This is a genomic window from Kitasatospora sp. NPDC015120 (assembly GCF_043080305.1).
Taxonomy (GTDB): Bacteria; Actinomycetota; Actinomycetes; order Streptomycetales; family Streptomycetaceae; genus Kitasatospora.
This window is the reverse complement of sequence record NZ_JBIBVJ010000002.1, coordinates 505361-529551: the sequence shown is the minus strand read 5'-3', so window position 1 is coordinate 529551 and position 24191 is coordinate 505361. Positions and strand designations below refer to the sequence as shown.

Genomic DNA, 24191 nt, shown 5'->3' with positions numbered 1-24191 from the left:
ACGACCTTGAGCGGATTTGTCACCAAGCCCGAGCCGGTCCAGGTGCCTGGCCTGGTCCACCTGCACACCGGCAAGGTGCGCGACCTGTACCGCGCCGAGTCGGGTGACCTCGTGATGGTCGCCAGCGACCGCACCTCCGCCTACGACTGGGTGCTGCCCAACGAGATCCCGGACAAGGGCCGCATCCTCACCCAGCTCTCGCTGTGGTGGTTCGAGCGGATCGCGGACATCGTGCCCAACCACGTGATCTCCACCGACGTCCCGGCCGGCGCCCCGGCCGACTGGAAGGGCCGCACCCTGGTCTGCCGCAGCCTGGACATGGTCCCGGTGGAGTGCGTGGCCCGCGGCTACCTCGCCGGCTCCGGCCTGGAGGAGTACCGCGCCTCCCGCACCGTCTGCGGGATCGCCCTGCCCGAGGGCCTGGACGACGGCTCCGAGCTGCCCGCCCCGATCTACACCCCGGCGCTCAAGGCCGAGGTCGGCGAGCACGACGAGAACGTCCCCTACGAGGAGACCGCCCGCCGGATCGGCTCCGAGCTGGCCGCCCAGCTGCGCCAGACCACCCTGGCCGTCTACTCCCGGGCCCGGGACATCGCCCGCGAGCGCGGCATCATCCTGGCCGACACCAAGTTCGAGTTCGGTCTGCTGGACGGCGAGCTGGTGATCGGCGACGAGGTGCTGACCCCGGACTCCTCGCGCTTCTGGCCGGCCGACGCCTGGGAGCCGGGCCGTCCGCAGCCGTCCTTCGACAAGCAGATCGTCCGCGACTGGCTGACCTCCCCGGCCTCCGGCTGGGACCGCCGCAGCGAGCAGCCGCCGCCGCAGCTGCCCGCCGAGGTCACCGAGCGGGTCCGCGCCAAGTACGTCGAGGCCTACGAGCGGCTGACCGGCCTCAGCTGGGCCTGAGGCCCCGGCGGAGCGCCCGCGGACCCGGCGGTCAGATCCAGCCGTGTTCGCGGGCGATCCGCACCGCCGCGTGCCGGTTCTCCGCGCCCAGCTTGGCCGCCGCCGCGGACAGGTAGTTGCGGACGGTGCCCTGGGAGAGCGCGGCCCGCTCGGCGATCTCGGCGACCGAGGTGCCGTCCGCGGCGAGTTCCAGCACGTCCGTCTCGCGCGGGGTCAGCGGACTCTCCCCGGCGGCGATCGCGTCCGCCGCCAGCTCCGGGTCCACGTACCGGCCGCCGGCCCGCACGGTCCGGATGATCCCGGCGAGGTCGGCCGCCGAGACGGTCTTCGGCAGGAAGCCCCGCACGCCCACCTCCAGGGCCCGCTTCAGGTACCCCGGGCGGCCGTGGCCGGTGACGATCATGCAGCGGCAGTCCGGCAGCAGCGCGCGCAGGCTGGTGGCCACCTCGATGCCGTCCAGGCCGGGCATCTGCAGGTCGAGCACCGCGATGTCCGGCCGGTGCGCCTGGGCCATCGCCACCGCCTCCGGGCCGGAGGCGGCCTGGGCGACCACCGCGATGTCCTCCTCCAGCGAGAGCAGCGCGGCCATCGCGCCGCGGATCAGGTGCTCGTCGTCGGCGAGCAGGACGCGGACGGGCGCGGTGTCGGTCATCGGCGGGCCTTCCGTACGGCGGTTCTCAGAGCGGGACGCTGGCGAGCAGCCGGAAGCTGCCGGGTGCGGCCTGCGGGAGGGTCAGCTCGCCGTCGTGGGCGGCGAGCCGCTCGCGCAGTCCGCGCAGGCCGGTGCCGCTGCCCTGGGAGGGCAGCGGCACGGCCGGCACCCCGTCATTCTCCAGCTCCAGCACCGCCCGGCCGTCCTCCCTGTGCAGCCGGATCGCGCAGCGGCCCGCCTCGCTGTGCCGCAGGACGTTGGTGGTGGCCTCGCGGATCACCCAGCCGAGCACCGACTGGACCTGCGCCGGCAGCCGGTCGGCGTCCTCGCCGAGGTCGATCTCGCAGGCCACGTCCGCGGCGCGGAGCACCGCGCGGGCACCGATCGCCTCCGCGTGGAGGTCCGCCGTGCGGTAGCCGCGGACCACGTCGCGGACCTCGCGCTGGGACTCCTGGGCGATCTGCTGGACCTCGGCCATCTGGTCGGCGGCCTCCGGACGCCCGCGCCGGGCCAGCTGGACGGCCAGCTCGCTCTTCAGGGCGATGGTGGTGAGGTTGCGGCCCATCACGTCGTGCAGGTCGCGGGAGAACCGCAGCCGCTCCTCGGCGACGGCCAGCCGGGACTGCGCCTCGCGGGCGGCGTCCAGCTCCCAGACCACCGACTGGAGCCAGGCGAAGCTGCGGCAGCTGCATCCGATGAAGAGCATCACCAGCCCGCTGCCGGTCAGCAGTCCGAGGCACGTCCCCGGAGTGGCGCCGGTCAGCAGCATCGCGGGGAGGACGGCCAGCAGGCCGGCGGCCCCGGCGAGGGCCGCCCGGCGCGGGGGCAGCCCGACCGCGACCGGACCGAAGGCGGAGAACAGGACGGTGGTGGTGATCGGGAGGGTGAAGACCACGGACTCCGTGGCGGAGGCCGCGCCGACCCGCGGGCCGATCAGCAGCACCGCCCAGCTGCCCGCCACCGCGACGCCGCCGGTGAGGGCGAGCCAGCGCAGGTGGTCGGTGGGCCGCTTCAGGTAGTGGTCCAGCGAGGTGCGGTAGGCCCGCAGGGTGACCAGGGTCTGGGCGAAGCCGAGCACCAGGGCGACCCGGGCGGCCGGGTGGGTGCGGTAGTCCGGGTCGGACAGGTTGATCAGCAGTCCGACCGGCAGCGGGGCGAGCGCCATCAGGTAGAGCGACCAGCGGAGGTAGAGCTCCGAGCGCTGGGGCTTGGAATAGTTCTTCCACGCGCGCACCGGATTCGCGACGCCCATCTGTCCTGCTCCCCGTTCGGTCATGATCGTGCCGCTGCCTTCCTATCAGAGGTGGAGCGGGGTGCGGACCTTAGCTTCGAAAAAGCGACGGGCCGCCCGTCCGGGCGGCCCGGGGCCGGTTCAGCGGCGCGGCTCCCAGCGGAAGTAGCGGACGGCGCCCCAGACCGCGAGGGCGAGCCAGATGGAGCCGGTGACCAGGTGCGGGGCGGCGGTGGCCCAGGTGCCGGCGAAGCCGGTCGGGGCGGCGGAGCCGTCGGTGCCGAACCAGCCGACCCGGACCAGCTGGAAGGCCGGGGTGGTGGGCAGCAGCCGGCAGATGTCGGCGAGCCGGTCGGGCATGACCTCCAGCGGGATGAACAGGCCGGAGCCGAACTGGGTGAGCAGCAGGACCGGCATGGTGGTGATGCCGGAGCTCTCCACGGTGCGGGTGAAGGCGCTGGAGACGGCGGCCAGCGCCATCAGGGTCGCGACGACCAGGGCCAGGCCGACGGCCAGCAGGACCGGGTTGGCCGGGGCGGTGAGGTCCAGCGCGGTGGCGCCGACGGCCCCGATCACGGTGCACATCACCAGGGCCAGGCCGACCGAGGGGACGGCGGTGCCGGCCAGGATCTCCAGGTCCCGGGCCTCGCCGGTGCGCAGCCGCTTGAGCACCAGCTCGCCGCGCCGGGCCACGTAGGCGGCGGTGAGGTTGTAGTAGACGACGAAGGCCAGCACCATCCCGACCGCACCGTTGACCAGCAGCGAGTCGACGTCGAGGCCGGGGTTGGTCTCGGCCTGCTGGGCGAGCACGCTCTGCAGGCCGAAGATCAGCAGGAGCGGCAGCAGCACGGCGGTGAACAGGGCGGTCCGGTTGCGCAGCAGCAGGATGCCCTCGGCCCGGCCCAGGGCGAGCAGCCGGCGGACGGTGGTGCTCTTCGGCCCGGTGGCGGTGGCGGTGGCGGTGGTCATCGGGCGAGTCCGATCAGCTTGCGGCGGGCGGGGGGAGCGGCGGGGGAGTCGGCCGGGGGCTGGTGGGCGGCCTCGGCGGCGATGGCCAGGAAGGCCTGCTCCAGCGAGGCGCTGCGGGCGTCGAGGGCGCCGAGGGCGATGCCGTGGTGGCCGGCCCAGCCGAGCAGGTCGGTCAGCGTCGCCTGGAGGTGCGGCGTGCGGACGGTGACCTTGCGGCCGTCGGCGGTGACGGTGGCACCGGCCAGTGGCGGGATCGAGGTGCCGGTGAACTCGGGGAGTTCGAAGGAGATCTGCGACGGCCGCCCGGCGATCACCTCGGCCACCGTGCCGGCGGCGACGATCCGGCCGCCGTGCATGATCGCCAGCCGGTCGGCGAGCTCCTCGGCCTCCTCCAGGTAGTGCGTGGTGAGCAGCACCGTGGTGCCCTGGGCGCGCAGCTCGCGGACCAGCCGCCAGACGGCGGCGCGGGCCTCCGGGTCGAGGCCGGTGCTCGGCTCGTCCAGGAACAGCACCTCGGGCCGGCCGAGCAGGGCCATCGCCAGGTCGAGGCGGCGGCGCTCGCCGCCGGAGAGCTGCTTGACCCGGACGTTGCGGCGGTGGCCGAGGTCGACCAGGTCCAGGGCCTCGTCCAGCGGGCGGACGTGGCTGGTGGCGCCGGCCCAGGCCCGGCCGGTCTCGGCGACGGTGAGGTCGCCGGGGAAGCCGCCCTCCTGGAGCATGATGCCGATCCGGGGGCGGACGGCGGCGCGCTCGCGGTACGGGTCGCGGCCGAGCACCCGGACCCGGCCGTGGGTCGGGGCGGCGAGGCCCTCGATCAGCTCCATGGTGGAGGTCTTGCCGGCCCCGTTGGTGCCCAGCAGGGCGAAGAGCTCACCGCGGCCGACGGTCAGGTCGACGCCGCGGACGGCGTGGTACCGGCTGCTGCCGGTGCCGTAGTGGCGGTGCAGGTCGGTGACCTCGATCACGTCGTCGCCGCGGCGGTGGGGCTGGCTCGTTTCCATGCCTCAAGCCTCCCGTCGCCGGGCGGCCGGGGGCAGTGCGCGGCCTCATGAGAACCCGGTGCGGATCCACGGGTCCGCGATGACAAATGTCATGGGGCCGGGCGGGGAAAACGCCGAAGGGCCCTCTCGACCGAGAGGACCCTTCGTACTGGAGCGGACGACGAGATTCGAACTCGCGACCCTCACCTTGGCAAGGTGATGCTCTACCAACTGAGCCACGTCCGCAGGATGGAACTATGCAATTGTGCTGTGCTCGCGCACTGCGAGCGGACGACGAGATTCGAACTCGCGACCCTCACCTTGGCAAGGTGATGCTCTACCAACTGAGCCACGTCCGCACGGTGCCTGGTGGGGCACCGGCCGCCTTCCCGGATCTCTCCGTTGCGGCGACGAGGAATACTCTACAGCATCCGAAGGGGTGGTCGTCCCGCCGCTCGGGCGCGGGCGGGACGACCGGTGCCCGCGGGCGTCAGTTCGCCTCGGCGAACGCCTCGTACACGTGCTTCGGGATCCGGCCGCGGGCCGGCAGCTCCATGCCGCGGGACTGGGCCCAGGCACGCACGGCGGCCGGGTCCGGGGTGAGGGCGGTGCGCCGGAAGGACTTCCCGGTGCGGCTCTGCCGGCGGCCGGCGGCGACGAACGGGGCGAGGGCCTCCCGCAGCTTTTCCGCGTTGTCCACGGACAAATCGATCTCGTACGACTTCCCGTCCACGCCGAAGTGGACCGTTTCCGCGGCGGCGCCGCCGTCCAGGTCGTCGGAGAGCGTGACAACTACACGCTGAGCCATGGGTGTCAATCCTCTCGGGCAATTCGGCCGACAAGGACGCGGGCGCGCCCCCGGGCCTGATGTGCACCTATCGCGCGGGCGCATACGGGCAGGCCGGACGGCCGTGCCGGATACGCAGCACTCGCCGCGGCAGGTGGCCCTATTCTGCACCCGAAGCGGGGAGAAATCGAAGAGTCCGGCTTTCTTTTCCGGATATTCACGTGTCTTCGCCGGGGTGCCGGATACCGGGGGCACTCGGCTGGCCGATCTGTCCGGAGTGCCGGTATTCGGGTGCTCTTCGGCCGTTCCCGCCGGGGCCCGCGGAATCCGGCGAAAAGGGGCGGACGGCGGGGGGTTCCGGGGGGACGGGGGCCTTGCGGCGTAAGGGTCGTGGGTCTACGCGCGTCACTACGCCCGGCCAGCAATCCTGCCCGAAACCCCCGGTAGTCTGGAGTTCCCCCGCCTCACGAAGACACCACCGGGAGTGCCAGTGGCACGCGTCGTAGTCGACGTCATGCTCAAGCCGGAGATCCTCGACCCCCAGGGACAGGCGGTGCAGCGCGCACTGCCCCGTCTCGGATTCACCGGGATCGCCGACGTCCGCCAGGGCAAGCGTTTCGAGCTGGAGCTGGAGGGCCCGGTCGACGACGCCGCGCTCGCCCGTATCCGCGAAGCCGCCGAGACCTTTCTCGCCAACACCGTGATCGAGGACTTCACGGTCCGCGTCGAGGAGGAGGGCAAGTGACCACCCGCGTCGGCGTCGTCACTTTCCCCGGCTCCCTCGACGACCGCGACGCCCAGCGCGCGGTCCGCCTCGCCGGCGCCGAACCGGTCGCGCTGTGGCACCGTGACAAGGATCTCCACCAGGTCGACGCCGTCGTCCTGCCGGGCGGATTCAGTTACGGTGACTATCTGCGCTGCGGCGCGATCTCCCGCTTCTCGCCGGTGATGGAGACCGTCATCGAGCAGGCCAGGGCGGGAATGCCGGTTCTCGGTATCTGCAACGGCTTCCAGGTGCTGTGCGAATCGCACCTGCTGCCCGGCGCCCTCACCCGCAACGACTCGCTGCACTTCATCTGCCGCGACCAGAAGCTGCGGATCGAGAACAACGGCACCGCCTGGACCCGCGATTACGCGGCCGGCCAGGAAATCGTCGTCCCGCTGAAGAACGGTGAGGGCCGCTTCGTCGCCGACGCGCACGTCCTCGACGAGCTGGAGGCCGAGGGCCGGGTGGTCGCCCGTTACCTCGACGTCAACCCCAACGGTTCGTACCGCGACATCGCCGGCATCACCAACGCCGCCGGCAATGTCGTCGGCCTGATGCCGCACCCCGAGCACGCCGTGGAGCCGCTCACCGGTCCCACCACCGAGGGCCTGGGCTTCTTCACTTCCGTCCTGAAGCAGCTGGTGAACGCCTGATGAGCCTCGACACCGTCAAGAACGCCGAGCAGACCCCGGACGCCGCCCAGCCGTGGGCCGAACTCGGCCTCAAGGAGGACGAGTACGCGCGCATCCGGGAGATTCTCGGCCGCCGCCCGACCGGCGCGGAACTCGCGATGTACTCGGTCATGTGGTCGGAGCACTGTTCGTACAAGAGCTCCAAGGTCCACCTGAAGCAGTTCGGCGAGAAGAAGCCCGAGACGGACGCGATGCTCGTCGGCATCGGCGAGAACGCCGGTGTGGTCGACGTCGGCCAGGGTTACGCGGTCACCTTCAAGGTCGAGTCGCACAACCACCCGTCGTACATCGAGCCCTACCAGGGCGCGGCCACCGGCATCGGCGGCATCGTCCGCGACATCCTGGCGATGGGCGCCCGCCCGGTCGCCGTGATGGACCCGCTGCGGTTCGGCGCGGCCGACCACCCCGACACCCGGCGCGTGCTGCCCGGGATCGTCGCGGGCATCGGCGGCTACGGCAACTGCCTGGGCCTGCCGAACATCGGCGGCGAGGTCGTCTTCGACTCCTGCTACCAGGGCAACCCGCTGGTCAACGCGCTGTGCGTGGGTGTCATGAAGCATGAGGACATCCACCTCGCGCAGGCCTCCGGCGCCGGCAACAAGGTCATCCTCTACGGTGCCCGCACCGGCGGCGACGGCATCGGCGGCGTCTCGGTGCTCGCCTCCGAGACCTTCGACGACAGCAAGCCGGCCAAGCGCCCGGCGGTCCAGGTCGGCGACCCGTTCCAGGAGAAGCTCCTCATCGAGTGCACCCTGGAGATCTTCCGCGAGAAGCTCGTCAAGGGCATCCAGGACCTCGGCGGCGCCGGGCTCTCCTGCGCCACCTCCGAGCTGGCCTCGGCCGGCTCCGGCGGCATGCGGATCGACCTCGACACCGTGCACCTGCGCGACCACACGCTCTCGCCGGAGGAGATCCTCATGAGCGAGTCGCAGGAGCGCATGTGCGCCATCGTCGAGCCGGAGAAGGTCGCCCGCTTCCTGGAGATCTGCGAGAAGTGGGACGTCATCGCCAACGTCATCGGTGAGGTCACCGACGGCGAGCGGCTGGAGATCTACTGGCACGGCGACCTCGTCGTGGACGTGCCGCCGCGCACCGTCGCCCACGAGGGCCCGACCTACCAGCGTCCGTTCGCCCGCCCGAGCTGGCAGGACGCGCTGCAGGCCGACGCCCCGACCGCCGAGCGGCTGGCCCGCCCGGCCACCGGTGAGGGCCTGAAGGCCGACCTGCTGAAGGTCGCCTCGCACCCGAACCAGGCCTCCAAGTCCTGGATCACCGACCAGTACGACCGGTACGTGCTCGGCAACACCGTGCTCTCGCACGGCGAGGACTCGGGCATGATCCGGATCGACGACGAGACCAACCTCGGCGTCTCGGTCGCCACCGACGGCAACGGCCGCTACACCAAGCTGGACCCGTACACCGGTGCCCAGCTGGCCCTCGCCGAGGCGTACCGCAACGTCGCGGCCGGCGGTGCCAAGCCGCTCGCCGTCTCGGACTGCCTCAACTTCGGCTCCCCCGAGGACCCGGACGTGATGTGGCAGTTCGCCGAGGCGACCCGCGGTCTGGCCGACGCCTGCCTGACCCTGGGCACCCCGGTGACCGGCGGAAACGTCTCGCTGTACAACCAGACCGGCGAGGTCGCCATCCACCCGACCCCGGTGGTCGCGGTGCTCGGCGTCATCGACGACGTCACCCGCCGCACCCCGGTGGCCTTCGCCGAGGAGGGGCAGCTGCTCTACCTGCTCGGCGACACCGCGGACGAGCTGGGCGGCTCGGCCTGGTCGCAGGCGGTCCACGAGCACCTGGGCGGCCTGCCGCCCAAGGTCGACCTGGAGCGCGAGCGGCTGCTCGGCGAGATCCTGATCTCCGGTTCGCGCGACGGCATGATCGACGCCGCGCACGACCTGTCCGACGGCGGCCTGGGCCAGGCCCTGGTGGAGAGCTGCCTCAAGGGCGGCCGGGGCGCGCGGATCGTCGTGCCCGAGGGCATGGACCCCTTCGTGTTCCTGTTCTCCGAGTCGGCCGGCCGCGCCGTGGTGGCCGTGCCGCGCAGCGAGGAGCTCCGGTTCAACGACATGTGCACCGCGCGGGGCCTGCCGGCCACCCGGATCGGTGTGGTCGACGGTGACAGCCTGGACGTCCAGGGTCAGTTCACCGTCTCGCTGGCGGAGCTGAAGGACGCCCACACCGGCGTCATCGAGGCCCTGCTCGGCTGATCCGCCGTCCGACGGCCCCCGGGGGCGGCCGGTTCCACTCGGAACCGGCCGCCCCCGGGCGTATGTTGGGGGCCATGCCTGCCAAGTCCCGTACGTACCGGCCCGCCGCGGTGCACGCCGCGCTGGTGGCGCAGATCGAGTCCCTGCGTGCGGCCGTCCACCGGCTGACCGCCGCCGAGCTGGAACGGCCGACCCGGCTGGGGCAGTGGCGGGTGCGGGAGCTGGTGGCCCATCTGGGCCTGCTGCTGGAGCGGCTGCCGGAGCACCTGGACGCCCCGGTGCCGCCGGGGCCGCCGATCACCCTGTCCCGGTTCACCGAGCTGACCGGGACGGTCGCCGAGGCGGTCGACACCGCGGTGACCGGGTACGCCGCGGAGGAGTTCACCGGCCCGCCCGAGCAGGTGGCCGCCCGCTTCGAGCGCTCGGCGGCCGCCGCCCTGGACGCCGTGGCGGACGCCGCCCCCGTGCGGCCGGTGGCGATGCGCTTCGGCCCGATGCCGCTCACCGAGTTCCTGGTGACCCGGCTGGTCGAGACGGTGGTGCACGCCGACGACCTGGCCGACGCGCTCGGCCCGGAGCCGTTCCCGCACGACCGGCAGGCGGTGGCCGCCGTCACCAGGATGCTCGCCGACGCCTTCGCCGAGCGGGTGCCCGGCGGCGCGGTCGAGCTGCGGGTGCCGCCGTACGCGGTGGTGCAGGCCGTCGAGGGGCCCCGGCACACCCGGGGCACCCCGCCGAACGTGGTCGAGACGGACCCGCTGACCTGGATCCGGCTGGCCACCGGGCGCACCGGCTGGGCGGCGGCGGTCGAGGCCGTGACGGTGTCCGCGAGCGGCGAGCGCAGCGATCTGCGGGCGTACCTGCCGCTGCTCGGCTGACCCGGGACGCGCCGGGGTGCTCCGGGCGCCGGCCCGGCGCCGGCCGGTTCAGGGGACCGGGGGGCCGCCGAGGTAGCCGCCGTCGGTGCCGTACGGCCAGGCGTTGGGCGCGCAGCCCTTGAGCCCGTAGATCTGCTGCATCATCGCGGGCGCGGGCTTGCCGGGGCCGGGGCAGGTCTCGTGGCCGTGGCCGATCCGGTGGCCGACCTCGTGGTTGACCACCAGGGCCCGGTACTCGTCGATCGGCCCGTCGAACTGGGGTGATCCGGTGGTCCAGCGCTTGACGTTGACCAGCACCTGGCTGCCGACGTTGCAGTTCACCTCGCCGTGGGTGTCGAGCCCGGCGGCGCCGCAGATCCGGTCCACGGTGGCGGGGGAGGCGATCTTCACGGTGAAGTCGTAGGCGCCGTCGGCGACCCGTTGGAAGCCGTTCTTCCGGTCGTTGGTCCAGCCGCGCGGGTCGGCCAGGATGCCCTGGATCTGCTGGGCGGAGGCCGCCGGGTCGATGCCGATGCCGTCCTCGACCTCGACCCGGTAGCGCCGGACCCGGCCCTTGCCGACCGGATCGGCCGAGCCCGGGGCGACGGTGAAGGTGCCGGAGCCCTTGACGGGGGCGCCCTCCGCGCCGCCCGGCTGCGGCGCGGAGGGCACCGGGGCGGCGGACGTCGGGGCGGGGGAGGCCGGGGGCGGGGCGGGAGCCGCCGGGGGCGTTGGGGGCGGCGGGGTCGCGGACGGCGTCGCGGCGGCGGGCGGCGGCGTGGTGCCGCCCGCGGGCGGGGCGACCCGGGCCCGGGCGGTCCGGTCGCCGCCGGGCAGCGCGTCGGGGCGGTTCAGCACGAAGAGCGTGCCGCCGAGGATCGCCACCGCGGTGACCAGGGCGGCGAGCATGCCGGGCCCGATCCGGCGGCGCGGCGGGCGCCGGCGGCGGGAGGCCGCCCGGGGGCGCGTCGCGGCCGTCCTCAGCCGTGCGGGGCCGGCGGCGGTGCGGGATCTGCGGGCGGGGCTGGGTGCGGGCACGCTGGGGCTCTCTTTCGACCGGTGGGGCCGCGAACCCTCGAACTGACGTGCGCTCCCCCTCGCGGGCCCACCCTGACATGGCGGAGTGGTGAATGTCCACGTACCCGGTATGCACGGAACGCACAGAAACCGCCCCCGATGCCCGTGTTCGGGCACCGGGGGCGGTGTCGGCGGGTGGTCCGGGGGTCAGCCCAGAGTGGCGGCGGCGGTCGGCGAGCTGTCGCGCAGGAACTGCGTGCAGCGCTCCGCCTCCTCCTTCTCCTCGATCGCGGCGGCGGCCCGGCCGAGCGCGTGCAGCGCCCGCAGGAAGCCGCGGTTCGGCTCGTGCTCCCACGGCACCGGGCCGTGGCCCTTCCAGCCGCTGCGCCGCAGCGCGTCCAGACCGCGGTGGTAGCCGGTGCGCGCGTAGGCGTAGGACTCCACGACGCGGCCGGCCGCGAAGGCGTCGTCGGCGAGCTGGGCCCAGGCCAGCGAGGAGGTCGGGAACTTCGCCGCGACCTCGGCCGGGGAGGCGCCGCCGGCCAGCAGCTCCAGCGGAGCGGGCTCGGCGGGCAGGTGCGTCGGGGGCGGACCCCCGAGGAGGTTCTCGTGAATGGTCATGCCCCCCAGTGAACCACCGGGGGGCACGGACCCAGGACCTCGCGCGGGGCGCGGTCCTTACTTCAGGCGGTTGCCGGCCGAGCGCAGCTGCTGGGCGGCCTCGGCCACGCGGGTGGCCATGCCGGCCTCGGCCAGCTTGCCCCAGGTGCGCGGGTCGTAGGTGTTCTTGCGGCCGACCTCGCCGTCGACCTTCAGCACGCCGTCGTAGTTCTGGAACATGTGCGCGGCGACCGGGCGGGTGAACGCGTACTGGGTGTCGGTGTCCAGGTTCATCTTCACGACGCCGTTCTCCAGCGCGGTGGCGATCTCCTCGGCGGTGGAGCCGGAGCCGCCGTGGAAGACGAAGTCGAACGGGTCGGTCTTGCCGTACTGCTTGCCGATCGCGTCCTGCAGCTCGCGCAGCAGCTCCGGCTTCAGCACGACGTTGCCCGGCTTGTACACGCCGTGCACGTTGCCGAAGGAGGCGGCCAGCAGGTAGCGGCCCTTCTCGCCCAGGCCCAGCGCCTCGGCGGTGCGGACGGCGTCGTTGACGGTGGTGTACAGCTCGTCGTTGATCTCGTGCGTGACACCGTCCTCCTCGCCGCCGGTCGGGGTGATCTCGACCTCAAGGATGATCTTGGCGGCGGCGGCCTGGGCGAGCAGCTCCTGGGCGATCGCCAGGTTGTCGCTCAGGGTCTCGGCGGAGCCGTCCCACATGTGCGACTGGAAGAGCGGGTTCTGGCCCTTGGCCACGCGCTCGGCGGAGACCGCCAGCAGCGGGCGGACGTAGCCGTCGAGCTTGTCCTTGGGGCAGTGGTCGGTGTGCAGCGCGACGGTGATGTCGTACTTGGCGGCGACGATGTGCGCGAACTCGGCGAGCGCGACGGCGCCGGTCACCATGTCCTTGTTGTGCTGGCCGCCCAGGAACTCCGCGCCGCCGGTCGAGATCTGGATGATGCCGTCACTCTCGGCCTCGGCGAAGCCGCGGAGCGCGGCGTGCAGGGTCTGCGACGAGGTCACGTTGATCGCCGGGTAGGCGAACTTGCCCGCCTTGGCCCGGTCCAGCATCTCGTTGTAGACCTCGGGAGTTGCGATGGGCATGCGAATCCGCTCCTGTCGGGTTGCGGCGTACGGACGGTGCTGTCCGACGCTGTGTACGCCTTGTGACGACTCCGGGGTACCGGGGCCGGTGCGCGGCTCTGCGGTGCGGCGGACCGGTACCAAGGTTCGAGGCAGCGGCCGCGGTGCGGCGATGAGGGTGTTCGCCACTGCGGGCCGGACGCCGGTGTCATCTTCCCAGAATGCCCACCGGCTCCACCATGCGGCCCGCCAGTCGGGACGGCGGGCGCGCGGCGCTCCCCGCAGGCGGCGGACGGCGCTCCCCGCAGGCGGCACGCGGGTGCTTCCCGGAGGCGGGGGCGGGGTGCGACGAAAGGATGAGCGCCCGCTCGCCCCCGGGGGCGAAGCCCCGGCCAGGACGGGCCCGCTATCCTGCGCCGTGTGGACTACAACCAGCTGGCCGTCAATCTGCTCGACGCCAAATCACTGATCTCGTCCCTCGGTGCCATCGGGCTGATCGCGATCATCTTCGCGGAGACCGGCCTCCTGGTCGGGTTCTTCTTCCCGGGTGACTCGCTGCTCATCATCGCGGGCGTGGCCTCCTCCAGCGCCGCCTCGTCGGTGCTCGGCGACAACGCGCGGCTGCCCATCGCGGCCCTGCTGATCGGGGCCCCGATCGCGGCGATCGCCGGCGCCCAGCTCGGGCACCAGATCGGTGTGAAGGTCGGACCGAAGATGTTCGACAAGCCGGAGTCGAAGATCTTCAGGCGCGAGTACGTGCTGAAGGCCGAGGAGTACTTCAACCGCTTCGGGCCGGGCAAGGCCGTCGTGCTCGCCCGCTTCATGCCGATCGTCCGGACCTTCCTGAACCCGGTCGCGGGCACCCTGGAGATGCCGGCCAGGACCTTCTTCCTCTGGAACGTGGTCGGCGGCGTCCTGTGGACCGAGTCGATGCTGCTGATCGGCTACTTCTTCGGCGACGCGCTCGCCCCGGTGATCGACAAGTACCTGATCCCGGCGGTGCTGCTGATCGTGCTGCTCTCGATCTCGCCGATGATCTTCGAGGTGCTGCGCGAGCGCAAGAAGAAGAAGGCCGGCGGCGCCCAGGCCGCCGAGGGCGGCGAGGCCGTCCAGGCCGGCGGTGGCCGGCACCGGCGCGACTGAGTCCGCTGCCGCGAACGGCCGGGGCCCGGAGCGTTTCACGTGAAACGCTCCGGGCCCCGGCCGTTCGCCGTGCGGGGGAGGAGGGGCGGGCTCAGAGGCCCAGGTCCTCCAGGGTGTAGGCGGTGACGTACGGCAGGCCCTCGGCCTCGACCGCGGCGGCGCCGCCGCGCTCGACGATCACCGCGACGCCGACGACCTCGGCGCCCGCCTCGCGCAGCGCCTCGACGGCGGTCAGCACCGAGCCACCGGTGGTGGAGGTGTCCTCGACGGCCAGCACCCGGCGGCCCTTGACCTCCGGGCCCTCGATCCGGCGCTGCAGGCCGTGCGCCTTGCCGGCCTTGCGGACCACGAAGGCGTCCAGCTCACGACCGCGCGCGGCGGCGGCGTGCAGCATCGCGGCGGCCACCGGGTCGGCGCCCAGGGTCAGCCCGCCGACGGCGTCGTACTCCAGGTGGGCGGTGGCGTCCAGCATCACCCGGCCGACCAGCGGAGCGGCCTGGCCGTCCAGCGTGATCCGGCGCAGGTCGACGTAGTAGTCGGCCTCCTTGCCGGAGGAAAGGGTGACCTTGCCGTGGACGACGGCCTTGTCCTTGATCTGTGCCAACAGGGCGTCGCGGTCGTTGCTCATGAGCGTCCAGTCTAGGCCCTGGGCCCGGCGCCGCCGGCTAGCGCCGCCGCAGCGCCCTGACCAGCACCACCGCGCCGCCCAGCAGGGCCACCCCGCCGCCGATCATCCACGGCACCGTGTTGCGGCCGCCGACGCCGGGCACCACGATGCCGCCGGCGTCGCCGCCCCAGCGGGAGGCCGCCCGGGCCCGGGCGCTGCGGGCCGGCAGGGCGGGCGCGTACGGGCCGCGCGGCGGGGCGTGGTCGACCTCCTCGGCCGAGCGGCCGACGATGCTGCGGCGCACCGGACCGCCGAGCACCGGCTCCTGCTCGTAGCCGAACGGCGGCTCGGCGGGCAGCTCGGCGGAGACCTCCTCCTCGGCCCCGGCGGCGGGCTCCCCGGCCGCGGCAGGCCCGTCGACGTCGTCGGCGTCCGCGTCCGGCTCCCCGAGCGGGAGGCCGAAGCGCTCGGCGTCGGCGTCGGAGAAGGCGATGAGGTCGGACAGGTCGTCGTCGAGGTCGTCGCCGGGCTCGTCCTCGCGGTCCTCCTGGCGCTCCTCCTGGCGGTCCTTCTCGCGGCCCTCCAGGAACACCACGGTGGCCTCCTCGGCCGTGTCCTCCGCGGCCGTGCCGTCCTGGCCGGTCCCGGTACCGCCCTCGGCGGCGGCCTCGTCGCCGTCCTCGCTCCGGCCCTCGGCCTCGCCCTCGCCCTCGTCCGCGCCCTCGTCCTCGGCGCCGGCCGCGTCCTCCGGGGAGGTCAGGGCGGCGGCGAAGCGGTCCAGCAACCGGCGGCCGGCCGTGGCGAGCGTCTCGTCGTCGAACTCGGTGAGCCGTCCGGTGGCGCTCAGGTCGCCGGTGAAGCGGACCACCGCGGTCCCCTCCGCGGCGCCCTCCGTGACGCTGATCCGCACCGTCGCGGTCGCCTCGCCGCTGCCGCGCGCCTCCTGGCCCTCGGCGAACGCGGTCAGCACGCCCTCGCGGCCCTCGATCAGCGAGAGCACGCCCTTGTACGTGATGGTGGAGGTGCCGAGCCGCAGCTTCAACCGCCCGCCGATCTCCTCCGCCCCGCCACTGCCGACGGCGGCGGGTTCGGTGCTCAGCCCCGGCACGGAACGCGCCAGCAGCGCCGGATCCTGCAGGGCCTGCCGGACCTGCCCGGCCGGCATCGGGACGACAACCTCATGCTCCATGCCACGGAGCCTACCGACCGAACCCCGTCGCGGGCCCGCCCCGTCCCCCACCTGTCGCCGCGTCCCCGCCGGCGTCAGTGCGGCCCGAGGAGGGTGAGGGCGGCCGGCGGGTGGAGCGGGCGCAGGGCGGTGAGGCGGGCGGCGGAGCTGCGCAGGGTGTCCGGCGTGAGGGCGCGCGGCGCCGGAGCGTCCGGGGCGAGGGTGAGCGGCGGCTGGGCGGCCGCGGCGAGCAGGAAGCTCTGGCTGCCCTCCGGCCCGGGCCGGCAGCTGGCCGTCGCGCTGCCCGCGACCGCGTACGGGACGGTCCGCAGCCCGGCGGCCCGCAGCCCCGACTCCGCCTGCCACAGGCCGCGCCGGCCGTGCTGCTCCTCGCCGCCGCGCACGGCGAGCCGCCCGCCCGGGGCGAGCAGCCGGGTGGCGAGGCCGTAGAACTCCTGGGAGTGGAAGGTCACCGGCCCGCCGTCGGAGGGGGCGGGCAGGTCGGCCAGGACGACGTCGAAGGACTCCCCGGGGGCGGGGCGCACGGTGCGCAGCCACTCCAGCGGGTCGGCCTGGGCGGTGCGCACCCGGGGGTCGTCCAGCGAGCGGCCGGAGAGCGCGGCGAGGCCGGGGTCGGTGCGGGCGAGCCGGGGGAGCGCCGGGTCGTGGTCGACGACCAGCACGGAGCGCACGCCGCGGTGCCGCAGCACCTCCCGCAGCGCCAGGCCGTCGCCGCCGCCGAGCAGCAGCACCCGGGCGTCCGGTCCGGCGGCCATCGCGGGGTGGACCAGGCCCTCGCTGCCCCGGTACTCGTCCGGTCCGCAGACCGCGAGCCGGCCGTCGAGGTAGAGCCGCAGCGGGCCCTCGGCGGGGCCGGTGAGCACGATCTCCTGGCGGAGGCCCTGGCTGACGGTGCGGACCTGCCCGCCGTACAGGGCCTGCCGGGCGGCGCGTTCGACCGCGCCGGACCAGGCGGCGGCCGCGGCGAGCAGGGCCAGGACGAGCCCGCAGCCGCCCCAGAGCAGCAGCCGCACCCGGGGGGCCGGCTCCTCGCGGAAGAGCCAGAGCACCACGGCGGCGCCGGCGACGGCGTTGACCGCGCCGGTGACCAGCGCCCCGCTGCCGGGGCCCAGCACGGGCAGGATGACGAACGGGAAGGCGAGCCCGCCGATCAGCGCGCCGACGTAGTCGGCGGCGAACAGGTCGGCGGCGGCGCGTCCGGCGTCCTCGCGGCGGATCCGCTGGATGAGGGTCATCAGCAGGGGGATCTCGGCGCCGATGAGGATGCCGATGAGGCAGGTCAGCCCGACCATCACGGCCTGGTGCCGGCCGATCCAGGCCCAGCAGGAGTACACCGCCAGGACGGACAGGCCGCCGGTGAGCGCGAGGGCGCACTCGACCAGGGCGAAGGCGGTGGCCGGCCGGCAGCTGAACCGCTTGGCGAGCAGCGAGCCGAGGCCCATCGCGAACACCATCACGGAGAGCACGACCGAGGTTTGGGTGACCGAGTCCCCGAGCAGATAGTCGCCGAGGGCCACGAGTTCCAGCTCGTAGACGAGTCCGCAGGCCGCGCAGACGAACGCGGCCAGCAGGACGGCCAGCCGGGCCAGTTCGGGATGGGCGCGCAGTCGGGAGGGGCGGCGGGCGGGCAGCGGGGTCAGGCTCCGCCCGGGCCGGGGCGGGCTGCCGTCGTCGAGGTCGAGGCTCGGCTGTGCGGGCGGCGGACCGGCCGGATGATTGATCACGAACAAACGCTAGGCGACGTGCGGGACGGACGGCTGCGCCCATTCGACGGACAGCGTGACATGGCAGGTTGACGAATCGTTCCTGCGTGCGAATGCAAGCCGGTGGCGTGGGCTATGGACGGCTCGTCCTCGGTGGCGCCGGCGGCGGGGGCGTCGTCGTCGGGGCTCATCCGGCCACCACCAGCGAGGACCGGGTGCAGACCAGCTGCCCCTCCTGCGGATAGGCGTGCCAGGTCCGCCAGAGCAGCCGGTCCGCGCCGCCCTGGGCGACCAGCGCGGTGAAGGCGCTGGGGTCGCCGGGGAAGACGCCGGCCAGGCCGCGCGGATGCCCCTCGACCAGGGCCAGCAACTCCTGTGCGCGGGCCGCGAAGTCGTGCGGCGGCAGCGCCTCGATCCGGGCGGCGAACTCGTACTCCCAGCCGTCCACCTGTTTGGCCACCCGGGCGGGCAGCGGCGTTCGCCGGCCGGGCAGGCAGGCGACGGTCTCCAGGCAGTGGCCCGGCCCGGCGGCGATCACCACCTGGTGGGAGGCGCCCAGCAGACGCAGCTGGAGGGTGCCGGGCGGGCCGGGGTGGCCGGAGCCGTCGAGTCTCAGGTCGCGGACCGCGAGGGCGGGCAGCGGTTCGCCGCCGAGACACCAGGCCAGGTCACCCGCGCGGGTGTCCGTGTAGGAGGTCTGCAAAGTGGTGAGCATGCTCGGCTCCGCGTTTCAGCTCCGTGCGCGCCCGCCGAGCAGCAGCGAGTAGGCCCAGGCAAAGGCGAGGGTGTTCGTGGCTGTGCGGTCCAGGGCGCGGCCGACCGTGGAAGGAGGGATTCCGGCTGGAGATTCAGCAGCAGAGAAGCACGAATACGCCGGGTCCGTCGGTGATTTACCCAACTTTGTCTAGCATTCACCGTTTCGAGCACATCTGCTTCCCTGCTCTGATCGACCCGGTGTGCGACTATGCACCGCGCGCGCCCCTCGCCCCGGCCCGCGCGCCGTGCGCGCCGTTCGCACGCCGCCCGCACGTCCTGTACGCCCCGTTCCCCCCGCCCCGGGCGCACGACCCCCTGCCGCCCCGTCCACGACCTGCCGCCCGGGCTGCAGCAATTGCCCGTGAGGCAGCAACAGCTCTCTCGTGAAGCCGAGTTGACGAATCGTCAGGACGTGCGAGAGGTCCCGTCGACGGAACTCACCTGGTCAGGACCAATCCGCAGCTGTAGGCGCGGCCGTGTCCGAGGCCCTGGGACAGGGTCCGCACCAGGACCTCCGGATCCGTCACCGTGAGTGAGCCGCGAACCTCCGCGCGGACGATCCGCAACCGCAGGTCTCATCTGTCGTTCGGCTCCTCGGCCGGCCACGTGGCCGCCCCGCAGAGTGGGTGGCGCCGGTCCGCCCACTCCAGCCATCCCTCCGGGGTCCTCGGGTACGTCCTCGACGCGTAGCAGACCGCCGACGAGGGCCCGATCAGTGCCGGCAGGCCTGCTGTCCTCAACCGGCCGTCCGCCGGAGCCACTGGCACGCAGCCCTCGTGGCGGGGATCCCGGTGCAGCCCCTGGCCCGCACCGGAGGCGGCCGAAGGGGAGGAGTTGGCGAGCATGCCGTTCGAGTTCCATCCGTCGTGGTGCGGCATCGGAGGAAACTCGAAGCTACCAGGAGGGCCGGGGCGGCGATGAGGGTTTGGCGTAATGCCAAAAGTCCTATGATCAAAGCAACTTGGCCGTGTCAGCGCATGGCATCCCCACCCGTGCGGGGAATGGTCCTGGCAACGATGCGGAACCTGCCGTCCGGCGACCCTCAGAGCCGGGACAGCCGTTCGACGGCCTCCTCCAGGACGGTGGTCCGCTTGCAGAAGGTGAACCGCACCAGTGGGCGGCCGGCGTCGGGGTCGTCGTAGAAGACGGCGTTGGGGATGGCGACGACTCCGCAGCGTTCCGGCAGGGAGCGGCAGAAGGCGATGCCGTCCTTCTCGCCGAGGGGGGTGATGTCGGTGGTGATGAAGTAGGTGCCCTGCGGCCGGAAAACCCGGAAGCCTGCGGTGGCGAGGCCGTCGGCGAGCAGGTCGCGCTTGTGCCGCAGGTCCGCGCGGAAGTCGTCGAAGTACGCGTCGGGCAGGTTCAGGGCCTCGGCGACGGCGTACTGGAAGGGGCCGGCGCTGACGTAGGTGAGGTACTGCTTGGCGGTGCGGACGGCGGCGACGAGTTCGGGGGCGGCGGTCACCCAGCCGACCTTCCAGCCGGTGAAGGAGAAGGTCTTGCCCGCCGAGGAGATGGTGACGGTGCGCTCGCGCATGCCGGGCAGGGTGGCGATCGGGTGGTGGGCGCCGTCGAAGACGAGGTGCTCGTAGACCTCGTCGGTGACCACCAGCAGGTCGTGCTCGACGGCGAGCGCGGCGATGGCGGTGAGCTCGTCGGGGGTCAGGACGAGGCCGGTGGGGTTGTGCGGGGTGTTGAGCAGCAGGAGGCGGGTGCGCGGGGTGATCAGTGACCGCAGCTCGTCGAGGTCGGGGCGGAAGGACGGGGCCCGCAGGGTGAGCGGGACGCGGACGGCGCCGGCCATGGCGATGCAGGCGGCGTAGGAGTCGTAGAAGGGTTCGAGGGCGATGACCTCGTCGCCGGGCTCCAGCAGGGCGAGCAGCGAGGCGGCGATGGCCTCGGTGGCGCCGGCGGTGACCAGCACCTCGGTGTCCGGGTCGAGGCCGAGGCCGTAGCGGCGCCGCTGGTGCGCGGCGATCGCGGTGCGCAGCTCGGGGATGCCGGGGCCGGGCGGGTACTGGTTGCCCCGGCCCTCGCGCAGGGCCCGGACGGCGGCCTCGCGGACCTGCTCGGGGCCGTCGGTGTCCGGGAAGCCCTGGCCGAGGTTGATCGAGCCGGTGGCCGTGGCCAGGGCGGACATCTCGGCGAAGATCGTCGTTCCCATGCCCGCCAGCCGGCGGTTCAACAGCGGCCTCGCACCCATCACGGCTCCTCACAGATCGTGGTCGGCCCCATCCTCCGACGGCCGTGGTCCGTGGACAAGCTCCGGGGTGCGGCCATTCCTCCGGCGCAGTGGAACCCGACGGTCACCGTGGACCTGCCCGCCAGTGCCGTGGGCGGGATCCACACCGGACCGCTGACCCACTCCGTTGCACGCGTGCCACCGCCACCTTCCCGAGGACTCCCGGCGTCGGCCGGTGCCTGCGCGCAGCCGCGGGGACGACGACGGCCCGCCACCGGGTGCCGGTGGCGGGCCGTACGGGAAGCCGGAGCGGGAGGCCGCGAGGCAGGAAGCGGGAGCGGGGGCCGGAACAGGAAGCCGGAACGGGCGGCCGGAGCTCCCGGGCGAACGGCGATCAACGATCAACGATCAGCAATCAGCGATCAGCGGCCAACGATCAGAGACCGGCGATCAGCTCTCGTCGGTGCCCTCGGACGGCTTGCCCTTGCCGTCCTCGCCCTCGATCTCGTCCTGCAGGCCGAGGCGCTCGACGATCCACTGCTCGAAGCCCACGGCGGCCTGGGTCCAGTTGGCGGTGGTGGTGACGAAGTAGTCCAGGTTGACGCCGGTGCCGACGATCATCTGGGCCTCGCCGATCAGGCGGACCACGCCGTCCTCGTGGGTGTGGGTGTAGACCTTGGGCCACAGGGTCTCGCGGTTCCACTCGTCGATCAGGTCGAGGATCTCGCCCTTCTTCTCCAGCGGGTACGGGCGGTCGTAGAACGCCCGGACGGCGAAGAGCTCCTTCTGCTCGCCGCGGAACATGTAGTAGACGCGGAAGCCCTCCCAGGGGGCGGTGAGGTCGCCCTCCTCGTCGACGCCGTGCTTGAGCTGCATCTGGTCGAGGAGCTGGCCCACCAGGTTCTGGTCCGGGACGATGATCGGCGGCGGGCCGGCCGGACGCCCGCCCTGGCCTCCGGGCTGGCCGCCCTGGGGCATGCCGAACGACGGGATGGACGACGGGTCGATGCTCATGGGGTCCTCTTCCTCAGTGCACATGGTGGTCGGCAATGAGAGGCCGCCCTTCCGAGTCCATCCTGCCTCATCCGGGGCCCGCCTCACAGGGGTGGCAGGCACCGGGACGGGCATGACCGGATCATGGTCCGGCCCCGGGGTCGACCGGGGCCGGACCATGATCGTCCGGTGGTGACGGGGGGCTACTTCTCCAGCGGCCCGCGGGCACGGACGGTGAGCCGGTCGCCGTCGTCCGCCCGTTCGACCAGCACGGTGTCGCCGTCGTGCACCTGGCCCGCCAGGATCGCCCTGGCCAGCTGGTCGCCGATCGCGGACTGCACCAGCCGGCGCAGCGGCCGGGCGCCGTACGCCGGGTCGTAGCCGGTGAGCGCCAGCCAGTCCCGGGCGGCCTCGGAGACGTGCAGGGTGAGCCGGCGGTCGCGCAGCCGGTCGCCCAGCCGGGCCACCTGGAGGTCGACGATCCGGGTCAGCTCGGCGGTGCCCAGCGGGTCGAAGACCACGATGTCGTCGAGCCGGTTGAGGAACTCCGGCTTGAAGGCGGTCCGCACCGACTCCAGCACGAGGTCCTTCTTCCGCTCGTCCGGGATGGCCGGGTCGACGAGGAACTGGCTGCCGAGGTTGGAGGTGAGGATCAGGATCGCGTTGCGGAAGTCCACCGTGCGGCCCTGGCCGTCGGTGAGCCGGCCGTCGTCGAGCACCTGCAGCAGGACGTCGAAGACCTCGGGGTGGGCCTTCTCCACCTCGTCCAGCAGCACCACGCTGTACGGGCGGCGGCGGACCGCCTCGGTGAGCTGGCCGCCCTCCTCGTAGCCGACGTACCCGGGCGGGGCGCCGACCAGGCGGGAGACCGAGTGCTTCTCGCCGTACTCGCTCATGTCGATGCGGACCATCGCCCGCTCGTCGTCGAAGAGGAAGTCGGCCAGCGCCTTGGCGAGTTCGGTCTTGCCGACGCCGGTCGGGCCGAGGAACAGGAACGAGCCGGTCGGGCGGTCCGGGTCGGCGATGCCCGAGCGGGTGCGCCGCACCGCGTCCGAGACGGCCTGCACGGCCTCCGCCTGGCCGATCAGGCGGCGGCCCAACTCCTCCTCCATGCGCAGGAGTTTGGCGCTCTCGCCCTCCATCAGCCGGCCGGCCGGGATGCCCGTCCAGGAGGCCACCACGTCGGCCACGTCGTCCGGGCCCACCTCCTCCTTGACCATCGAGGCGGAGGTGTCCTCGCCGGCGGCGCGCTCCTGGGCCTCGGCGAGCTCCTTCTCGGCCGCCGGGACCTCGGCGTACATCAGCTTGGACGCGCGCTCGAAGTCGCCGTCCCGCTGGGCGCGTTCGAGCGCGCCGTGCAGGTCGTCGAGCCGCTCCTTGAGCTCGCCGACCCGGTTCAGGCTCTTCTTCTCCTGCTCCCAGCGGGCCGTGAGCACGCTCAACTGCTCGTTCTTGTCGGCGAGATCGCGGCGCAGCTTGGCCAGCCGGTCGACCGAGGCCGGGTCCGACTCCTTCTCCAGGGCCAGCTCCTCCATCCGCAAGCGGTCGACGGAGCGCTGGAGTTCGTCGATCTCGACCGGGGAGGAGTCGATCTCCATCCGCAGCCGGGAGGCCGCCTCGTCGACCAGGTCGATCGCCTTGTCGGGCAGGAAGCGGGAGGTGATGTACCGGTGGGAGAGGGTGGCCGCGGCGACCAGGGCGGCGTCCGCGATCTGCACCTTGTGGTGCGCCTCGTAGCGGCCCTTGAGGCCGCGCAGGATGGCGATGGAGTCCTCGACGCTGGGCTCGCCGACCAGCACCTGCTGGAAGCGGCGCTCCAGGGCCGGGTCCTTCTCGATCCGCTCGCGGTACTCGTCCAGGGTGGTGGCGCCGACCATCCGCAGCTCGCCGCGGGCCAGCATCGGCTTGAGCATGTTGCCGGCGTCCATCGCGGAGTCGCCGCCGGCGCCCGCGCCGACCATGGTGTGCAGCTCGTCGATGAAGGTGACGACCTGGCCGTCGCTCTGCTTGATGTCGTTGAGGACGGCCTTCAGCCGCTCCTCGAACTCGCCGCGGTACTTGGCGCCGGCGACCATCGCGCCGAGGTCCAGGGCGACCAGGCGCTTGCCGCGCAGCGACTCCGGCACGTCGCCGGCCACGATCCGCTGGGCCAGGCCCTCGACCACGGCGGTCTTGCCGACGCCCGGCTCGCCGATCAGCACCGGGTTGTTCTTGGTCCGGCGGGAGAGCACCTGGACCACCCGGCGGATCTCCTGGTCCCGGCCGATCACCGGGTCGAGCTTGCCGTCGCGGGCGGCCTGGGTGAGGTCGGTGCCGTACTTCTCCAGCGCCTTGTAGGTGCCCTCCGGGTCCGGGGAGGTGACCCGGGCGCTGCCCCGGACGTCCTTGAACGCGGCGAGCAGCGCCTTCGGGGTGGCGCCCTGCTGCACCAGCAGCTCGGCGACCGCCCCGCCCTCGGCGGCGAGGCCGACCAGCAGGTGCTCGGTGGAGACGTACTGGTCGTCGAGGTCGTCGGCGCGCTTGCCGGCCTCGGTCAGCACCGCCAGGGTGTCGCGGGCCAGCTGCGGCGCGGCGACGGTGGCGCCGGAGGCGCTGGGCAGCGCGGCGGCCTGGCGGCGGGCCTCGGCGTCGATCCGGGACACGTCCGCGCCGACCGCCTCCAGCAGCGGCCTGGCGATGCCCTCGGGCTGATCCAGCAGGGCGGTCAGGATGTGCACCGGCTTGACGTCCGGGTTGCCGACGGCGCCGGCCTGCCGGATCGCGGCGGACAGGGCGTCCTGCGTCTTGGTGGTGAACTTGCTGGCGTCCACTGCTGGGGGGTCCTCCCTCGTTGTGCGTGATGTCTGCCGGGTACAGCATGCACTA

The 24191-nt window shown here is 73.2% G+C and carries 22 protein-coding genes and 2 tRNA genes; 6 read left to right on the top strand and 18 right to left on the bottom strand.

All coding sequences use genetic code 11. The features are described from left to right. Positions 1 to 6: 6 nt before the first annotated feature. Entirely contained in the window at positions 7 to 906 is a 900-nt protein-coding gene (locus ACF1AK_RS07155) for a phosphoribosylaminoimidazolesuccinocarboxamide synthase (RefSeq protein WP_391497734.1), read from the top strand. Positions 907 to 937: 31 nt separating this feature from the next. Here the strand turns inward: ACF1AK_RS07155 and ACF1AK_RS07150 are convergent, their stop codons facing one another. From ACF1AK_RS07150 to ACF1AK_RS07120, 7 genes are all read right to left on the bottom strand, one after another. Beyond that, positions 938 to 1558, bottom strand: coding sequence for a response regulator (locus tag ACF1AK_RS07150; RefSeq protein WP_391497733.1), 621 nt, complete (start codon positions 1556 to 1558; stop codon positions 938 to 940). A gap of 25 nt (positions 1559 to 1583) precedes the next feature. Continuing rightward, positions 1584 to 2810 (bottom strand): sensor histidine kinase, encoded by a 1227-nt coding sequence (locus tag ACF1AK_RS07145; RefSeq protein WP_391497732.1) that lies wholly within the window; start codon positions 2808 to 2810, stop codon positions 1584 to 1586. 120 nt (positions 2811 to 2930) lie between these two features. Next, positions 2931 to 3758, bottom strand: coding sequence for an ABC transporter permease (locus ACF1AK_RS07140; protein WP_391497731.1), 828 nt, complete (start codon positions 3756 to 3758; stop codon positions 2931 to 2933). Continuing rightward, positions 3755 to 4759: an ABC transporter ATP-binding protein gene (locus ACF1AK_RS07135; RefSeq protein WP_391497730.1), complete on the bottom strand. Its 1005-nt coding sequence runs from the start codon at positions 4757 to 4759 to the stop codon at positions 3755 to 3757. The genes ACF1AK_RS07140 and ACF1AK_RS07135 overlap by 4 nt, the downstream gene beginning before the upstream one ends. A 149-nt stretch (positions 4760 to 4908) precedes the next feature. Continuing rightward, a tRNA-Gly gene (locus ACF1AK_RS07130) sits at positions 4909 to 4984 on the bottom strand. Between the two features lie 40 nt (positions 4985 to 5024). Continuing rightward, positions 5025 to 5097 (bottom strand) — tRNA-Gly (locus ACF1AK_RS07125). 131 nt (positions 5098 to 5228) lie between these two features. Then, complete coding sequence (locus ACF1AK_RS07120) at positions 5229 to 5546, bottom strand: Lsr2 family protein (RefSeq protein ID WP_030304494.1); 318 nt, start codon at positions 5544 to 5546, stop codon at positions 5229 to 5231. Positions 5547 to 6015: 469 nt separating this feature from the next. On the opposite strand from ACF1AK_RS07120, the gene purS reads away from it, so the two are divergent. From purS to ACF1AK_RS07100, 4 genes are all read left to right on the top strand, one after another. Continuing rightward, the gene (purS, locus tag ACF1AK_RS07115; RefSeq protein WP_030304493.1) at positions 6016 to 6270 is read left to right on the top strand and encodes a phosphoribosylformylglycinamidine synthase subunit PurS; all 255 of its coding nucleotides are present in this window, start codon (positions 6016 to 6018) and stop codon (positions 6268 to 6270) included. Continuing rightward, the gene (purQ, locus tag ACF1AK_RS07110) at positions 6267 to 6944 is read left to right on the top strand and encodes a phosphoribosylformylglycinamidine synthase subunit PurQ (RefSeq protein ID WP_391497729.1); all 678 of its coding nucleotides are present in this window, start codon (positions 6267 to 6269) and stop codon (positions 6942 to 6944) included. Before purS ends, purQ begins: the two co-directional genes overlap by 4 nt. Continuing rightward, a complete protein-coding gene (gene purL, locus ACF1AK_RS07105) occupies positions 6944 to 9199 on the top strand; it encodes a phosphoribosylformylglycinamidine synthase subunit PurL (protein WP_391497728.1) in 2256 nt (751 codons plus the stop codon). The genes purQ and purL overlap by 1 nt, the downstream gene beginning before the upstream one ends. A gap of 74 nt (positions 9200 to 9273) precedes the next feature. Next, the gene (locus tag ACF1AK_RS07100) at positions 9274 to 10077 is read left to right on the top strand and encodes a sterol carrier family protein (RefSeq protein ID WP_391497727.1); all 804 of its coding nucleotides are present in this window, start codon (positions 9274 to 9276) and stop codon (positions 10075 to 10077) included. Positions 10078 to 10125: 48 nt separating this feature from the next. On the opposite strand, the gene ACF1AK_RS07095 is transcribed toward ACF1AK_RS07100, so the two are convergent. From ACF1AK_RS07095 to fbaA, 3 genes are all read right to left on the bottom strand, one after another. Continuing rightward, on the bottom strand, positions 10126 to 11094 hold the full coding sequence (locus ACF1AK_RS07095) for a DUF3152 domain-containing protein (RefSeq protein ID WP_391497726.1): 969 nt from the start codon (positions 11092 to 11094) through the stop codon (positions 10126 to 10128). A gap of 186 nt (positions 11095 to 11280) precedes the next feature. Further along, the gene (locus ACF1AK_RS07090; RefSeq protein ID WP_350559147.1) at positions 11281 to 11694 is read right to left on the bottom strand and encodes a DUF3151 domain-containing protein; all 414 of its coding nucleotides are present in this window, start codon (positions 11692 to 11694) and stop codon (positions 11281 to 11283) included. A 57-nt stretch (positions 11695 to 11751) separates the two neighbouring features. Continuing rightward, a complete protein-coding gene (gene fbaA / locus ACF1AK_RS07085) occupies positions 11752 to 12774 on the bottom strand; it encodes a class II fructose-bisphosphate aldolase (RefSeq protein ID WP_391497725.1) in 1023 nt (340 codons plus the stop codon). A gap of 399 nt (positions 12775 to 13173) precedes the next feature. Here fbaA and ACF1AK_RS07080 point away from each other — a divergent pair, with 399 nt between their 5' ends. Further along, positions 13174 to 13896, top strand: a complete 723-nt coding sequence (locus ACF1AK_RS07080; RefSeq protein WP_391497724.1) for a DedA family protein — start codon at positions 13174 to 13176, stop codon at positions 13894 to 13896. A gap of 91 nt (positions 13897 to 13987) precedes the next feature. Here the strand turns inward: ACF1AK_RS07080 and pyrE are convergent, their stop codons facing one another. From pyrE to clpB, 8 genes are all read right to left on the bottom strand, one after another. Further along, positions 13988 to 14524 carry an orotate phosphoribosyltransferase gene (gene pyrE / locus ACF1AK_RS07075; RefSeq protein WP_030304482.1) on the bottom strand — a complete coding sequence of 179 codons (537 nt, stop codon included), beginning with the start codon at positions 14522 to 14524 and terminating at the stop codon, positions 13988 to 13990. A gap of 37 nt (positions 14525 to 14561) precedes the next feature. Beyond that, the gene (locus ACF1AK_RS07070; RefSeq protein WP_391497723.1) at positions 14562 to 15692 is read right to left on the bottom strand and encodes a hypothetical protein; all 1131 of its coding nucleotides are present in this window, start codon (positions 15690 to 15692) and stop codon (positions 14562 to 14564) included. Positions 15693 to 15766: 74 nt separating this feature from the next. After that, positions 15767 to 17416 carry a spermidine synthase gene (locus ACF1AK_RS07065; RefSeq protein ID WP_391497722.1) on the bottom strand — a complete coding sequence of 550 codons (1650 nt, stop codon included), beginning with the start codon at positions 17414 to 17416 and terminating at the stop codon, positions 15767 to 15769. Between the two features lie 166 nt (positions 17417 to 17582). After that, a complete protein-coding gene (locus ACF1AK_RS07060) occupies positions 17583 to 18110 on the bottom strand; it encodes a DUF2617 family protein (protein WP_391497721.1) in 528 nt (175 codons plus the stop codon). A 478-nt stretch (positions 18111 to 18588) separates the two neighbouring features. Beyond that, positions 18589 to 18717, bottom strand: a complete 129-nt coding sequence (locus ACF1AK_RS07055) for a type I-E CRISPR-associated protein Cas6/Cse3/CasE (RefSeq protein ID WP_391497720.1) — start codon at positions 18715 to 18717, stop codon at positions 18589 to 18591. Between the two features lie 476 nt (positions 18718 to 19193). Next, a complete protein-coding gene (locus tag ACF1AK_RS07050; RefSeq protein ID WP_391497719.1) occupies positions 19194 to 20354 on the bottom strand; it encodes a pyridoxal phosphate-dependent aminotransferase in 1161 nt (386 codons plus the stop codon). A gap of 429 nt (positions 20355 to 20783) precedes the next feature. Next, positions 20784 to 21347 carry a YbjN domain-containing protein gene (locus ACF1AK_RS07045; protein WP_380290016.1) on the bottom strand — a complete coding sequence of 188 codons (564 nt, stop codon included), beginning with the start codon at positions 21345 to 21347 and terminating at the stop codon, positions 20784 to 20786. A gap of 182 nt (positions 21348 to 21529) precedes the next feature. After that, a complete protein-coding gene (clpB, locus tag ACF1AK_RS07040) occupies positions 21530 to 24136 on the bottom strand; it encodes an ATP-dependent chaperone ClpB (protein ID WP_391497718.1) in 2607 nt (868 codons plus the stop codon). Between the last annotated feature and the right edge of the window lie 55 nt (positions 24137 to 24191).

Excerpts from the sequence above, each read along its gene's own strand:
- ACF1AK_RS07140 (WP_391497731.1), bottom strand. The coding sequence starts at position 3,758 with ATGACCACCGCCACCGCCACCGCCACCGGGCCGAAGAGCACCACCGTC.
- ACF1AK_RS07090 (WP_350559147.1), bottom strand. The coding sequence starts at position 11,694 with ATGACCATTCACGAGAACCTCCTCGGGGGTCCGCCCCCGACGCACCTG.
- ACF1AK_RS07045 (WP_380290016.1), bottom strand. The coding sequence starts at position 21,347 with ATGAGCATCGACCCGTCGTCCATCCCGTCGTTCGGCATGCCCCAGGGC.
- ACF1AK_RS07060 (WP_391497721.1), bottom strand. The coding sequence starts at position 18,110 with ATGCTCACCACTTTGCAGACCTCCTACACGGACACCCGCGCGGGTGAC.
- ACF1AK_RS07120 (WP_030304494.1), bottom strand. The coding sequence starts at position 5,546 with ATGGCTCAGCGTGTAGTTGTCACGCTCTCCGACGACCTGGACGGCGGC.
- ACF1AK_RS07050 (WP_391497719.1), bottom strand. The coding sequence starts at position 20,354 with ATGGGTGCGAGGCCGCTGTTGAACCGCCGGCTGGCGGGCATGGGAACG.
- purL (WP_391497728.1), top strand. The coding sequence starts at position 6,944 with ATGAGCCTCGACACCGTCAAGAACGCCGAGCAGACCCCGGACGCCGCC.
- pyrE (WP_030304482.1), bottom strand. The coding sequence starts at position 14,524 with ATGAGCAACGACCGCGACGCCCTGTTGGCACAGATCAAGGACAAGGCC.
- ACF1AK_RS07145 (WP_391497732.1), bottom strand. The coding sequence starts at position 2,810 with ATGGGCGTCGCGAATCCGGTGCGCGCGTGGAAGAACTATTCCAAGCCC.
- ACF1AK_RS07100 (WP_391497727.1), top strand. The coding sequence starts at position 9,274 with ATGCCTGCCAAGTCCCGTACGTACCGGCCCGCCGCGGTGCACGCCGCG.
- ACF1AK_RS07135 (WP_391497730.1), bottom strand. The coding sequence starts at position 4,759 with ATGGAAACGAGCCAGCCCCACCGCCGCGGCGACGACGTGATCGAGGTC.
- ACF1AK_RS07150 (WP_391497733.1), bottom strand. The coding sequence starts at position 1,558 with ATGACCGACACCGCGCCCGTCCGCGTCCTGCTCGCCGACGACGAGCAC.
- ACF1AK_RS07070 (WP_391497723.1), bottom strand. The coding sequence starts at position 15,692 with ATGGAGCATGAGGTTGTCGTCCCGATGCCGGCCGGGCAGGTCCGGCAG.
- fbaA (WP_391497725.1), bottom strand. The coding sequence starts at position 12,774 with ATGCCCATCGCAACTCCCGAGGTCTACAACGAGATGCTGGACCGGGCC.